Origin of the sequence: Pollutimonas subterranea (assembly GCF_002849655.1) — a bacterium.
In the GTDB taxonomy this organism is placed as follows: domain Bacteria; phylum Pseudomonadota; class Gammaproteobacteria; order Burkholderiales; family Burkholderiaceae_B; genus Pollutimonas; species Pollutimonas subterranea.
In genome coordinates this window covers 14,282-28,707 of sequence record NZ_PDNW01000004.1, presented here as the reverse complement: position 1 = coordinate 28,707, position 14,426 = coordinate 14,282, and the positions used below count along the sequence as shown (strand labels likewise).

The 14,426-nt window shown below is 56.8% G+C and carries 12 protein-coding genes; 8 read left to right on the top strand and 4 right to left on the bottom strand.

Going from position 1 to position 14,426, the window contains the following annotated elements:
* Window positions 1-8: 8 nt before the first annotated feature.
* Entirely contained in the window at window positions 9-728 is a 720-nt protein-coding gene (locus CR159_RS05970; RefSeq protein ID WP_102073104.1) for a glutathione S-transferase family protein, read from the top strand.
* A gap of 40 nt (window positions 729-768) precedes the next feature.
* Complete coding sequence (gene yghU, locus CR159_RS05965; protein ID WP_102073103.1) at window positions 769-1,647, top strand: glutathione-dependent disulfide-bond oxidoreductase; 879 nt, start codon at window positions 769-771, stop codon at window positions 1,645-1,647.
* Window positions 1,648-1,676: 29 nt separating this feature from the next.
* Here yghU and CR159_RS05960 read toward each other — a convergent pair whose 3' ends face one another.
* From CR159_RS05960 to CR159_RS05940, 4 genes are all read right to left on the bottom strand, one after another.
* Complete coding sequence (locus CR159_RS05960; protein WP_102073102.1) at window positions 1,677-2,426, bottom strand: 3'-5' exonuclease; 750 nt, start codon at window positions 2,424-2,426, stop codon at window positions 1,677-1,679.
* 13 nt (window positions 2,427-2,439) lie between these two features.
* Entirely contained in the window at window positions 2,440-4,317 is a 1,878-nt protein-coding gene (locus tag CR159_RS05955) for a DUF294 nucleotidyltransferase-like domain-containing protein (protein ID WP_102073101.1), read from the bottom strand.
* A gap of 80 nt (window positions 4,318-4,397) precedes the next feature.
* On the bottom strand, window positions 4,398-6,038 hold the full coding sequence (locus CR159_RS05950) for a BCCT family transporter (protein WP_102073100.1): 1,641 nt from the start codon (window positions 6,036-6,038) through the stop codon (window positions 4,398-4,400).
* Window positions 6,039-6,959: 921 nt separating this feature from the next.
* Complete coding sequence (locus CR159_RS05940) at window positions 6,960-7,658, bottom strand: GntR family transcriptional regulator (RefSeq protein WP_102073099.1); 699 nt, start codon at window positions 7,656-7,658, stop codon at window positions 6,960-6,962.
* A gap of 232 nt (window positions 7,659-7,890) precedes the next feature.
* On the opposite strand from CR159_RS05940, the gene gabT reads away from it, so the two are divergent.
* From gabT to CR159_RS05910, 6 genes are all read left to right on the top strand, one after another.
* Window positions 7,891-9,240 carry a 4-aminobutyrate--2-oxoglutarate transaminase gene (gene gabT, locus CR159_RS05935; protein ID WP_102073098.1) on the top strand — a complete coding sequence of 450 codons (1,350 nt, stop codon included), beginning with the start codon at window positions 7,891-7,893 and terminating at the stop codon, window positions 9,238-9,240.
* The gene (locus tag CR159_RS05930; protein ID WP_102073097.1) at window positions 9,237-10,223 is read left to right on the top strand and encodes an aminopeptidase; all 987 of its coding nucleotides are present in this window, start codon (window positions 9,237-9,239) and stop codon (window positions 10,221-10,223) included. The genes gabT and CR159_RS05930 overlap by 4 nt, the downstream gene beginning before the upstream one ends.
* Complete coding sequence (locus CR159_RS05925) at window positions 10,220-10,993, top strand: enoyl-CoA hydratase/isomerase family protein (protein WP_102073096.1); 774 nt, start codon at window positions 10,220-10,222, stop codon at window positions 10,991-10,993. The genes CR159_RS05930 and CR159_RS05925 overlap by 4 nt, the downstream gene beginning before the upstream one ends.
* A gap of 17 nt (window positions 10,994-11,010) precedes the next feature.
* The gene (locus CR159_RS05920) at window positions 11,011-12,216 is read left to right on the top strand and encodes a CaiB/BaiF CoA transferase family protein (protein ID WP_102073095.1); all 1,206 of its coding nucleotides are present in this window, start codon (window positions 11,011-11,013) and stop codon (window positions 12,214-12,216) included.
* Window positions 12,217-12,292: 76 nt separating this feature from the next.
* Window positions 12,293-13,528, top strand: a complete 1,236-nt coding sequence (locus tag CR159_RS05915; protein ID WP_102073094.1) for an ABC transporter substrate-binding protein — start codon at window positions 12,293-12,295, stop codon at window positions 13,526-13,528.
* A gap of 18 nt (window positions 13,529-13,546) precedes the next feature.
* Complete coding sequence (locus tag CR159_RS05910; protein WP_102073093.1) at window positions 13,547-14,422, top strand: branched-chain amino acid ABC transporter permease; 876 nt, start codon at window positions 13,547-13,549, stop codon at window positions 14,420-14,422.
* The last annotated feature ends 4 nt before the right edge of the window (window positions 14,423-14,426 follow it).

Below are 14,426 nucleotides of genomic sequence, written 5' to 3'. Positions count from 1 at the left end.
TGCCCTACATGATTCGTTTTTATTACCATCCAACGCCTAATCCCGCCAAGGTCGCGCTATTTCTCGAGGAAGCGGGACTCGATTACGAGCTCGTGCCGGTGGACACCAGTAAGGGACAGCAGCACGACCCGGAGTTTCGCAAGATCAATCCGAACGGCAAGGTCCCCGCAATCGTCGACCTGGATGGGCCCGGCGGGCAGCCTGCGGCGGTCTTCGATTCCACTGCCATCCTGCTTTATCTGGCCGAAAAGACGGACCGATTTCTCGGCCAGGCGCAGGACCGTCCACAGCTTTTGTCGTGGCTGCTTTTTATCGCAAGTGGCCTTGGGCCGTTCTCGGGGCAGGCGGTACATTTCCAGTACGCAGCGCCTGCGGGCCTGGACTATGCCGTCAATCGCTACCGCCGCGAAGCCGAGCGTCATTACCAGGTGCTGGATGATCACTTGAGCAATCGGAAGTTCATCGTCGGCAACGAATACACGATTGCCGACATCTCCGCTTGGGGATGGCTGGACAGGGCAGCCAGAGTGATGAAGGGCGACGAGGATCCGTTGGCGCCATACCCGAATATCAAACGTTGGTTTCGAGAAGTCGACGCCAGACCCGCTGCTGCACATGCGCGCGCGGTTGCGTCCGATATCGAGTTCAAAAAAGTGAACGATGAGGAGACACAGCGTGCGCTGTTTCCCTCGAACTTCCCACCGGCAGACGCAAAATCTGGAAAGTGATCCCTTCTGCCGCATGGTCCTGATCTTTGGAGAAACAACAATGAGCAATACAACCGACTATGAGCCGCCCGAAGTCTGGACGTGGGACAAGGCAAGCGGCGGCACCTTCGCCAGTATCAACCGGCCCATCGCCGGTGCCACCCACGACAAGGAGCTTCCCGTCGGCAAGCATCCGCTGCAGCTCTATTCGCTTGGAACGCCGAACGGGCAGAAGGTCACCATTATGTTGGAAGAACTGCTCGCGCTTGGCCATACCGGCGCCGAGTATGACGCCTGGCTGATCAAGATCAGCGAAGGCGACCAGTTCAGCTCTGGTTTTGTCCAGATCAATCCCAACTCCAAGATTCCGGCCCTGGTAGACCACAGTGAAGCGTCGCCGATCCGGGTTTTCGAATCCGGCGCGATCCTGATGTACCTCGCCGAGAAATTCGACGCCTTCCTGCCAACAGACAGGCCGGCCCGCGCCGAGACGCTTTCCTGGCTATTCTGGCAGATGGGTTCGGCGCCCTTTCTGGGCGGTGGATTCGGCCACTTTTATGCCTATGCCCCCACGAAGCAGGAATACCCGATCAATCGCTACGCCATGGAAGTCAAGCGCCAGCTCGACGTGCTTGACCGGCAACTAGCCGTTAACGAATTTATTGCCGGTGCTGATTACACGATTGCCGACATGGCGATCTGGCCATGGTACGGCGGACTCGTAAAGGGATGGCAGTACGACGCGGCCGAGTTTCTCTCGGTGCAAGACTATAAGAACGTCGTGCGCTGGGCCGATCAACTCTTGGCTCGGCCTGCGGTTGCGCGTGGTCGCAAGGTCAATCGCATCCGCGGCACGCTATCCAGCCAGCTTCACGAGCGGCATGACGCCAGCGACTTCGATACGAAGACGCAAGACAAGATCATGGGAGAACAGGAATAAGCCGTACCGGCAAAGCGTTTCTGCCCGTTTCACAACCACAGTTCGCGCAGCGGCGCTTGCGGCGAAAACCTGTGCGCCACTTGCGCTTGCAGCAGTTCGGCAGTGGCCAATGCGTCTGTCAGTGCGTGGTGGGCGCGGTAGCGCGGCAGCCGGTAGCGCGTTCGGCTCGCGGCCAGTCGGATGGACGCAGCGCGCACGCGCCGGCCCAGCAGGCGGTCCAGAAGACTTGGCGGCTTGCGGTGCAGCCTCGCTTCGAGCTCCATCGTGTCGATGACCGGAAACTCAATGCCTTCGCCGATGCGAGCCTTGAATGCGGTATCCAGAAAGCCGCGTTCAATGTCACGACAATGCACGACAACAATGCGGCCTGCCAGCGCCTGCAGCAATTCACCAAGAATTGCGCTCATATCCGATGCCGCTTCAATTTGCGCGTGGGTGATCGCATGGATGGTCACCGACTCCGGCGTCAATTCGACGCGGGGTTGCACTACCCAGTAACGCGAAGCGCTCAATTGGATGCGTGTCGTCGTCATCGGCACGACGCCGATGCTGACAATTCCGTCGCGCACCGTATCGAGGCCGGTGGTTTCCACATCGAGCGCGACCATCGGTACGTCATGCAACGGGCTCGTACCCGAAGGTATGCCCTGCGCATAGTAGGCCTTAAGACGTGGATCGCGCGCCGTCTCGGCCAGCATCGCGAAGTGCTGTGGCCAGTCGGGCACGTGCGCCGCTGCGCCGCCTCTTTCCTTGGTTTTCAGGTCTCCCAGAAATAGCATTATGTGACCACGCTCAGTTGGCCCGTCCGGGCTGATAGCGGAATTTCAGGTATTTCTGTGCGTTGCTTAGAATCAGGAACGCATCGCGCAGGCTCTTGCGTTCGAATTCGGACAGCGTCTCGGGCTCGATGCTGTTGTCCGGCTCATTGCCTGCGGTCAGGTCTTCGGCCTGACGGCGTGCCCGCACTGTCGCGATGAATTCGAGCGCGTCGTACAAGTCTTGTCCGCGTCCCCGCGGCAGGATGGCGGCATCGATCACCTCGCGCAGGCGTTCGAAGGAATTAAGCGCCTGCGAACCGATCGCCAGTGCATGCACGCGGATCAGATCGATCAGCGGTCCGGTGCCGCGGCGCTTGATGTTGATCGCATGAGTGTGGCGGCCATCGGATTCAACGACGAAATCCTTGAAGAAACCCAGCGGCGGCGTGCGCAGCAGCGCATTGCGCGCCATGCTGGCGAGGAAGCGCGAATTGCCCTTGGCCTTGCGCGCCACCAGCTTACGCAGGCGAGCCGCCCATTCGGTGCGTCCCCATACGCCGTCGAGGTCAAAGAAGATGCCGACATGGAGCAGCGATTCGGGAGTCGGCTTTTCGATCCAGTCGGTGAAGCGGTGTTCCCACACTTTGAGCGGCTGGCGCCATTGTTCGTTGGAGGCCATTACGCCGCCGGTGCAATAGCTGTAGCCGCAGCGCGCCAGCCCATCGCAGACGAAAGTGCCAAGCGCCTTGAACCAGGCATCGTGTTGCGCCGGGTCGAAACTGTCGTCCAATATCAAGGCGTTGTCTTGATCCGTGACGACCAACTGTTCCTGGCGAGCCATGGAGCCCAGCGCCAAAAAGCAATAAGGCACCGGAGGAGGTCCCAGTTCGGCCTCGGCCAGTTCCAGCAGGCGCTGCTTGAAGCTGCGTCCAATCGCCGCCATTGCGCTGCCCACCATGTGCGCGCTGGCGTCTTCGCCGACCATGCGGGTGAAGCAGGCGCGCACGTCGGGCACAAGAGCGGCCAGTTCATCCACCGTCTGCGCGCGGAAGATGCTGGCGACCACGAACAGGCTATTGCGCGACTCGTAGCGGATGATGTCCGACAGCGCGACAATGCCTAGCGGGCGCTGGTGCTTCATGACCGGCAGGTGGTGCACATTGTGGCGCAGCATCGTCAACATCGCCTCGAACACCAGCTGATTATGCGCCACCGTCACGACCCCCGGTGTCATGATCTCGGACACCGGTGTGTCGTAGTTCAGGCCGGACGCCAGCAGGCGGCTGCGCAGGTCGCGATCGGTAAGAATGCCCGACAGCAACGGCAAGTCGGATCCATCCGGGTTGTCGCTGATAATCAACAGCGAAGACACGCCCTCTTGCGTCATGCGCTCTGCCGACTGGCGCGCGCTCGCATCGCACCCCACCGTCACGGCCTCACGCCCGACGAGTGTCTCGACGGTAGCCGACAGCAGGTCGTTGGCGTCCTCGCGGCGCGACATCACCTGCCGCAGCCGTGTGTGGTCCTCAATTTCTACGTAGTCCGCGAATGCTTCATGGTTGTCGAACAACTCCAGAAATACCTGTTGCGGCACCAGGTAGATCAGCGAATCTTCCAGCGCACGCACCGGAAAGCGCACCCGACCCTGGCGCAACAGGCCGGATTCGCCGAAGTAACCGCCCGGCATCAGACGGTTGTACAGCGTGCCGTCACGCCGAAAGACTTCCACCGCGCCACTGCGCACCACATGCCAGCTTTCGGATGGCTGGCCAAACTCAATGATCGGCTCGCCGGACTTGTAATAACGCACGTCGATGGCGGCGGCCACACGCTCCAGGAGGTCCGGCGGCAGCGCCTCGAAAGGCGGATGAGTACGAAGAAAGTCGAGGACTTCAAGCTGTTCGATCTGCATAGTACCGATACGACAGTGGTGTAGGACTGAGCCGCAGGCCTGCAGGCCCGGTATCTTTTTACCGGAGCCTGCGGATTTTTCTAGCGTCGCGGCTCAGACATGAGTCCTTTGAAAATTGCTGGACATGCTGCCAGCAGCACAATGGCAAAAGGCAAACCGGTTGATACCGCCATGGCCTGCAAGGCAACGAGCCCGCCACTGAAAATCAGCGCGATGGCCACCAGCCCCTCAAATACTGCCCAGAACACACGCTGCGGCACAGGCGCATCCACCTTGCCACCGGCAGATATCACGTCGATGACCAGCGAGCCCGAATCCGACGAGGTGACAAAGAACACCACGACCAGCACGATGGCAATAAAGGAGGTGATCTGTGCCAGCGGCAGCGCATCGAGCATCATGAATAATTGCAGCGGCAGTTCGGCATCGCGTGCAGCCTCGTAGCCGTTTTGAACCACTTGCCTGATTGCGGTCTCGCCGAACACCGTCATCCATAGCGTGCAAGCCAGCGAAGGCACGATCAGTACCGAGACAATGAATTCACGCACGGTGCGCCCGCGCGAGACGCGCGCGATGAACATGCCGACGAAGGGCGACCAGGAGATCCACCATGCCCAGTAAAAGGCGGTCCAGCCCTGCAGGAAGTTGGTGTCTTCCCTGCCTATGGGATTGGACAGCGCCGGTAGATACTGGAGGTAGGCTCCCAGGTTGGCGAAGAAGCCGCCCAAGATGTTCAGTGTCGGCCCGACGGCAATCACGAACACCAGCAACAGCAACGCCAGCGCCATATTGATTTCGGACAGGCGCTTGACGCCCGCATCGAGCCCGGCGACAACCGAGAACAGCGCGATGGCGGTGATGCCGACGACCAGTACGATCTGAGTGGGGATACCCAGGGGCACGCCAAACAGGAAGTTCAAGCCCGAGCTGGCTTGCGACGCGCCAAAACCCAACGACGTTGCCAGGCCAAACAGCGTTGCCAGTACGGCGAGGATGTCAATGACGTGTCCTGGCCAGCCCCAAATCCGCTCGCCCAGCAGCGGGTAGAACACTGAGCGCATTGTCAGGGGCAACCCTTTGTTGAACGAAAATAGCGCCAACCCCAGGGCCAGCACGGCGTAGATCGCCCACGGGTGCAACGCCCAGTGGTAGATCGTCGCCGCCATGCCCAGGCGTGCGGCAGCTTGTGCATCGCCGGCTGCGGCACCAAGCGGCGCCCAGTCTGTGCGCACGCCGTCTGTCATTTCGATGCCGCCGAACGCGGTACCGAAGTGCGTCAAGGGCTCGGAGACGCCGAAGAACATCAGTCCGATGCCCATGCCGGCGGCGAACAGCATCGAGAACCAGCCGAGATAGGAGTAGTCGGGCTTGGCTTCTGTGCCCCCCAGCCGCACCTTGCCCAGCGGCGAGAAAGCGACGGCCAGGCAAAACAGTACGAAAAAATTGCCGGCAACAAGAAAGAAACCGTCGAGGCTGGACGTGAGCCAGTTTTTCATGCCACTGAACAGCGACTCGACCTCATCGTGAAAACCGAGGGTCAATGCCACGAACAAGATCACCAGTCCGCCCGCAATGCCAAACACGGGGTTGTGGATGTCGAGGCCGAACGGGCCGACGTTGACGATGATGTTGTCCTGGCCGACCTGGTAGTCGGTGTCAATGGGATTGACCTCTCCGTCAGGGACCATCGGGTCTTTTTTTTCTGGATTCGCTTCCGTCATCGGAACTCCTTGATAATTACCCCCTATCGGGCGAGCTCGACCAGCGCCGTATGCGCATCCATCAAGAATTGCAGTATAGCAATTGAAGTTTTCTGGGTTTGGCTTCGTGAGGCCATTTCTTCGTCACACAGTGGCTCAACGCGTATTCGTTCCTGCTGGAAACAGCTGCCGGTGCTACGCCCAGTTGCTGAAGCTGGGCTGCCCAAAAAACTGGTCGCCGACAAAACGGCATGATGGTCGATGGCTTACCGGCCCGTAGCGCCGAATGGCTTGTTCCTGATCCACCGCAGTGAATCACTGCAGCCATACGGGAGAAGAGCCTTCCAAGCTCATGCGTCCACCCAAGGGTACAAGCTTCTCCAAGCAGATGAACCTAATGCCCCGTCACGCAAGGCCTGGCTCAAGGCGATCAGCGGGCGCGTAGCGCGTATCGCCTTCCGTACCGTATGTCAGAACCAGGAGCTCTTTTTAGTGCTACTTCCTGCCTTCAACATAACGAGCGAAGTTTTCCAGAATGGCCTGCCATCCACCCTGTTGTTCCTCGTTTGAATGGGTTGATTCAGCGTCGAACGAAACCTTTACGTTGGTGCTTGTTGAGGTGGAGTTCTTTGGCCTAGGCGGAAAGTTCGGACAGGTAAATTCATAAACCGGTCCAAGAAAACGTCCTGATCAATCTGGTGGTCGGAATTAAAGTCAAGTCCCGAATGAAACCCATTACTGCAGAATTAACACTTAATTTCGCCGTTTCGATGCGCTCGGTTCTTTCGGACGACATGAAGTCAGGCCCGCCGGCCCAGTTTATCGAAAATATGCAGTCTTGCAGCCGTTGTGGGCTGCAAAATATACCGCAATAGGAGCCGTCTGCGGGTGGCAAAGCCACGCGTTGGATCGGCTTTGATGGCATTGCACACTGTCGTGTTATTAAAGCACGTAGTTTTTGTAACGCTGGATATATTCGCGCGCGCTTTGATTGAGATCACGTACGCACCGGTCGGTAGCTTCTACATCGTTGCGCATCATGGCGTCCAGAAGCTTTCGGTATTGTTGTATACCCATTTCCGCACGACCGGGAAGGACCGCGACCCTACGCATGGTTACACGTGTGCGGTCGTAAATTCGTTCAATGTGATCACTTAATATCGGATTGGCTGCAAGTTGATTCAAGCGGTCCCGGAACGCTCCGATCGTGTTCACGTGCGCGGCAATATCACCCTCTTTCAGGCTTTGCTCGAATGGTGGCCCCAGTAGAGCCTGGAGTTCGCTCCAATCGTCCGGCGTTGCATTGTGCATTGCCAACCGCACGATGACTGTATCGAGCGCTTCTCTGACTTCATAGAGCTGGTACGTCGTCTCCATATCGACGGGCGACACAATGGCCCCTTTGTTGGGCAGCCGTTCTATTAGTCCGCGGTCCTCCAGCGCTGCAAGTACTTCCCGCGCCTTAGCGCGCGGGATCCCATAGACTTCAGCCAATTCCCCCTCTGGAATGCGGGAACCGGGAAGTAGAGTTTGTGATGCAATCTTGCGTCTAACGTCGCGCACGATGTCCTGTGTGGTTGCTAGGCTTGTTGCTGTAGCAGGCTCGTCTAGCTTATGAGCGTCCGACTTGCGTTTCACCATGGCGATTTATCTCTTGATTCCTTCCGTTGTTGGTCTGATGTCGGCTTCTGATGTCGGCATAATATCAGTCGCCCACCATGAATTGTACACAATATTGAACTCTTAATAAAACATATAAATGTATTCTACATAGCGTTTTCCCTTGTGTTTTTCTATTGACGCAAAATTGCATGCGATACATACTTTAAGCAAGACATCGCGTTCTCTTATCAATTCGTCGCAGGAGTCACCTATGGTTTTACAGCAGCGCTCATCCCGGCCCGGTCCTCAATGCCAGTCTTACCTCGAGCAACGCAATGCCTACGTGGCTCGTGGAGTGGCAAACGGTCCTCCGATTTTCGCCAAGTCCGCTTCGGGGGCGGTCGTAATTGACTTGGACGGATACGAGTATTTAGATTTCGCTGGCGGAATTGGCACCCTTAATGTCGGCCACTCGCATCCGGAAGTGATCAAGGCAGTTAAGGCGCAGGCGGATGCTTACTTGCACACTTGTTTCAACATTGTTATGTATCCCGGTTACATCGACCTGTGTCGTGAATTGTCCCAAATTGTGCCGGGCGACTGGGAAAAAAAGACGATGTTACAGAGCAGTGGGGCAGAGGCGGTAGAAAACGCAATCAAAATAGCCCGGCGCGCCACGGGCCGCTCTGCCGTCATTGCGTTTGAGAACGCCTTTCATGGTCGGACATACATGGCATTGGCGCTTACCGCCAAGGCGCCGGCGTACAAGACCGGTTTCGGACCGCTCGCCGGCGAGGTGTATCGCGCGCCATTTCCGGTCATGCGCGATGGCGATGATCCGACGCAAGTCTCGGATGATGCGTTTGCAGAGTTTCGGCGCCTTGTGGAGACCGAGATCGGATGCGACAGCGTTGCTGCGGTAATAATCGAGCCCATACAGGGCGAAGGCGGGTTCTATGCAGCACCTCGCGAGTTCTTGCAAGCGATGCGCGCTTATTGCACAGAAAAACGTATCGTCATGATCGCAGATGAGATTCAATCCGGCTTTTGTCGAACCGGCGAATGGTTCGCGACGCAGCACTCAGGCGTGCAGGCAGACCTGTATACGCTTGCAAAATCGATGGGTGGGGGCATGCCCATCGCGGCCGTTGTCGGGCGGGCAGATTTAATCGATGCGCCCGATGTTGGTGGATTGGGCGGTACATACGCCGGAAACCCATTGTCGTGCGCGGCCGCATTGGCGACCATTCGCATAATGAACCGTGACGACTACCCGGAAAAGGCTCACGTCTTGGGCGCAATACTCAAGAACCGATTCGAGCGTTGGACAAAAGATTTCTCTATTGTCAGAGAGGCTAGGGGCGTTGGCGCCATGCGCGCGGTAGAGATCGTCGAGAACAACGCCACGCAAGAGCCCGGAACCGCATTGACAGCTGAAATTGTCGCTCGTGCATATCAAGACGGACTAATCCTGGTAAAGGCGGGATTCTACGGAAATGTCTTGCGATTTCTCGGACCGCTATGCATGTCAGTTGAACAGCTTGAGACGGGTCTGGACATCCTAGAAAACGCGATAGCCCACGTATCTAATCAGACTCAAAAAGAGGAAGTTGCCGTATGAACACGAGTACGCTGTTAAAGCTGCCTAACGCGCGCAAAGTCGTCAAGTTATTAGGGAATGCGCGTCCCGATATGAATATTCTCGTGCTGTACGACTTTTACACAGAAGGTAATGTTGAACCGCTGGCAATTGCCGTGCAGGAAGTCGGTGCGCAGTTGCATCTGTTGCAAATCGAGGGTAGTCGCCGCCACGGTCGTCAGTTTTCGCCCATTGTAGCGCAAGCAATGCGTTGCGCAGACCTTGTCATCGCGCTGACGCATGCCAATGCCGCACATACCGAAGCCCGCCAGCAGGCGACGCTCGCTGGGGTAGGGGTGATTGTCTTACCTGAATCCAGCCAACAGGATTTCTTTCTTGCAAAAGGGTGGGATGCCGACTTCGAAGGGCTGCGTCCAGAAATCGAAGGCTTGGCAAACGCGCTAACCAAGGCGTCGATCGCACGCGTTACGAGCAAGTCGGGTACTGATATCACAATGAGTATTGCGGGACGTCAGGGGCGCGCACTGCACGGGTTCGCCAATACCAACGATATCTCGGCCGGTTATTGTCTCGAATCCAGCTTGGCACCAGTCGAGGAAACGGCGGAAGGTCTCATCGTTGTCAACGGAAGCATTCCCGGCATCGGGGTCATACGCGACGAACCCGTGCGCATAGTGATCGAGCGTGGTATGGCCGTGTCCATCGAGGGTGGCGAAGAAGCAAGGAAGTTCCGCTCCCTGCTCGAAAGCTTCAATGATCCACTGGTCTATAACCTCGGCGAATTAGGGGTAGGAATGAATCCTTGCTGCACCTTGGACGGGACCATGCTGTCCGATGAAAGCGTCTACGGCTCGATCCAACTGGCCCTGGGCACGAGCGCTTACATCGGAGGAACGGTAAAGGCCGCCGCACACTACGACACTATTGTGACGGAAGCAAGGGTTTGGCTGGATGATCGACTCGTGCTCGAGAACGACGTAGTGTTGCTGGGGGACAGGAAATGACCATTCGAATGCAGCGTGATGAGGCCGGTATAGTTACCGTGCTGTTTGATCGCCCCGAAAAACGAAATGCGTTCACGCTGGACATGTATCGGCAGTTCGGTGAGACCTTTGACTTACTTGAAGATGATGATAGCGTGCGATGCATCGTGCTGCGCGGTTCGGGCGGAGCGTTCTGTGCAGGCAGTGATATCGGCGGATTTGCGGATGAGCGCAATGGAGGCGAACAGGCGCGGACATATGCCCAAATCACACTCGACCTTACCGATAAACTCAAGCTCAGCCGCCATCCCACTGTGGCATGCATCGAAGGAGCATGCGTTGGTGGCGGTCTCGAAATAGCCGCGATGTGCGATATTCGGATTGGAGCGCGAAGCGCACGTTTTGGTATTCCCATTAACCGCCTTGGCCTGACGCTGGACTTTCGGGAACTGGCGGATATCGTTGCCTTGATCGGATCTGCGGCGACCCTTGAAATCTTACTTGAGGGTTCTATTTTCGACGCTGGCGAAGCGCTGCAGAAAGGCCTCCTCACGCGTGTCGTCGACGACAACGACGTGGTCGAAAATGCTTACGGCACGGCGCGACGAATCGCCAGCGGCGCTCCCCTGGTAAATCGGTGGCACAAAAAGTTTGTACGGCGACTTGCCAGTTCTGTGCCGCTGGAAGGCCATGAAATAAGCGAGCCGTATCAGTGCTTCAACACGCAAGACTATCAAATTGGCCAAGCGGCATTTTTACACAAGCAAGCGCCGCAGTTTGTAGGGCGTTAACTCATGGGGCGCAGCATATGAATACTACCGCGGACAAGTCTGCGTTGGATGGTCTTAAAGTACTGGACCTTTCGCAAATTATGGCAGGGCCGTACTGCACGATGGTACTGGCCGATATGGGTGCCGAAGTGATCAAGGTGGAAAAGCCGGGAACAGGTGATGATTCCCGCGAAATGGGGCCCTACGTCAATGGCGAGTCAAGCTGTTTTGCCCAAATCAATCGGAACAAACAGGGCATATCGCTAAATCTGAAGGACCCTGATGCGCGCGAAATACTTTACGACTTGGCACGTTGGGCTGACGTGGTGGTTGAAAATTTTCGAGTGGGCGTCACGCTTTCGCTAGGCGTTGATTACGCTACGCTTAGCAAATTGAATCCCGGACTTGTGTACTGCTCTATATCAGGCTATGGCCAAACGGGTCCGTACGCGAAGAAAGGCGGTTTCGATCTGGTTGCTCAGGGGATGACTGGGATCATGAGCATGACTGGAGAGCCTGGTGGTCGCCCTCTAAAGTCGGGTATCGCCATCTATGACGTAGGCGCGGGGTTGACTGCGGTATATGCGATTCTTGCTGCGTGTCTGCACAAACAGAAAACGGGTGAAGGCCAGCACATTGATATCTCGTTGGCGGAGTGTGGATTGCCCTGGTTTGTGTGGGAAGCGGCCGCTTATTTTGCCGAAGGCACTGTGCCCGAGGCGACGGGAAGCCGGCATCGCGTCTCGGCACCATACCAGGCCTTCAATACGAGAGACGGCTACATCATCATTGGCGCCGCAAACCAGCGCAGCTGGGAGAGACTCTGCACGCATGTGCTGGATCGACCAGAGCTCGTTTCTGATCCGCGATTTTTGACAAACTCGGACCGCCTCACAAACATTGAACTGCTTGAGCCGATTCTCGAAGGCGAATTCGCTAAGGCGAGCGCTGGCGAATGGATTGAACGTTGCGAGCAGGCTCAAGTGCCATGCGGCCCCATTAATAATTTCGGGCAGGCTTTGGATGATCCCCAGTATCAATCCAGGGGGATGGTGCAGGAGTTGGATCATCCTCGGCTGGGGCGGATGAAGACCATAGGCATACCCACCCATTTTTCACGTACACCGGGGAAGGTACGCACACCCGCGCCCTTGTTGGGGCAGCACACTGACGCAGTTTTACGCCGTTTCGGCGTTTCAGCATTGCAACTGGCACGGCTTCGGGAAGTCAAAGCGATCGAATAATTTTCGGCGGATGACCGCCCCGGTAGACCTAACGTTTCAACTCTATAAAGCGCTTTGCGCATTGGTAGGAGAAGTCATGAGTAAGCATGTCAATAACAGTCGTCGCCGTTTCGTTTCATCAAGCGCCGCCGCGATAGCCGCATCCTCGATACTCCCTTGGAACGTTTGGGCGCAGCAAGCTGCTCCATTTCGCCTCGGTGCGTTGAATTCGATCACTGGCATCGGAGGACCTTACGGGACATCAATGCTCGAATCCATTCGGATTGCTGTCGATGAGGTGAACGCCGCAGGTGGTGCCGCGGGTCGCAAGATCGAACTTTTTGCCGAGGATGATCAAACAAAACCCGATGCTGCGGTACTCGCGGTGAAGAAACTGATCGAGATCAACAAAGTCCAGGCAGTGGTTGGCATCTGGCCGTCGTCCGTGGGATTGGCGGTGATGCCAATTACCAATAACGCCGGTCTTATCATGATGAATACCTGTGGCGCCCCGGAAATGCTGGTTGAAAACAAGCAGGGGCTTGCGTGGATGTTTCAGGCGTCCAATGCGGTGTTCGGTCGCGCATTTGCTCAAATCGCGCGTCAGCGGGGGTTCAAGCGCCCAGCCGTCATGGCGTTCAATAATTCCACTTTCGTTGGACTTGCTGACTACTTTAAGAAAACCTGGGAGGCCGACGGCGGCCAGGTCACAGACGTCGTCATATACGAGCCGAATCAAACCAGCTATCGGACAGAGCTGAATCGCGTCTTGGCCAAGAAACCCGACATCATCGCGCTGGGATCGTATCGACCTGACGCGACCATCCTGCTCAAAGAGTGGTACCAGACTGGGCAGGACTGCAAGTTCATCATGCCGGGCTGGACGGCCAACGAGGGCCTCGTCGAAGCCATAGGAAAAGAGGCGTCAGAAGGAATTATCTCGGTGTCCAATGTGGCAGCCCAAGATTCTCCCACCTTCAAGAGCTATGCGGCACGGTTCCGGGCAAAGATGAAACGCGATCCTGATGTGTTCGCAGCTCAAAGCTACGACATGGTGATTGCGATTGCTTTGGCCCTCGAGGCGGCAGGGGCGAAGGCCGATTCGATCAAGATTAACGAACATATTCGCTCCGTCACCGACCAAGAGGGTACTGCTGTGTCGTCCTTTCCAGAGGGACGAGACCTTATTCGGGCAGGTAAGCCGGTTAACTACGACGGGGCCTCCTCCAAGCTTATCTTCAATGACCGTGGAGCTACCGTTCCGGATTTCGGCGTGTACGAAATCCGGAACGGTAAGCTAGTCCTTAACGAAACGGTTCCCGGTTCGGCTTAACAGATAATGGGAGTAGGAATGGACGCAATCGCAATAATAAACGCGGCGATCAACGGATTTGTTATCGGTACCCTGATGGCACTCCCGGTGTTGGCGATAACGATGGTGTTTGGTATTGCCAAGTTCCCCAACGCGGCTGCCGGAGACTACATGACGCTGGGCGCGTATAGTGCGATCGCCGTCCAGACCTTTGTGTCAAGCTCATTGGTGCTAGGCGTGATAGCGGCCTGTGTCGTGACAGCGCTAGTATCTGTCTTTTTCTACATGTGGGTATTTCGTGCGCTGGAATCGCGATCAAACATCTCCAGACTTATTGCATCGATTGGTGTTGCGTTTGTTGTGCGCAATACGATCACGTTCTTCGCTGGACACGATCAACAGAACTTGAATGTGCCTCTTGTCAGGGCGTGGAACTTTGATGGCATACGAATCTTGCCCACCGACGTCTACATTGTTCTTGTTGGTTCGGCGGCTCTGGGTCTAGTCTTTTACATACTTCACGGAACACCGCTCGGGCGATCCATGCGGGCAGTAGCGGACAACCCTGACCTGGCGTCCGTCAGTGGGATCCGATCCCGCCGCGTCATGTTGTATTTGTGGACGCTTTGTGGCGCATTTTGCGGCTTGGGCGGCGTATTGCTCGGCATCAAGGCGGTCGTCCTTCCCGATTTGGGGTTTGAATTGCTTATGCCGATGTTTGCTGCTGTCATCTTGGGCGGCATCGGCAGTCCGCTGGGGGCAGTGGTCGGAACGCTTTTGTTCAGCGTGTCGCAGGAAATAGGCAGCCTTTACGTCGGCCCCTCCTACAAAATCGTGATGGCGTTTATGGTCTTGTTGCTGGTTCTTTTGATCCGGCCGCAGGGTATCTTTGGTCGAATTCTGGCGGCGAGGTAATACA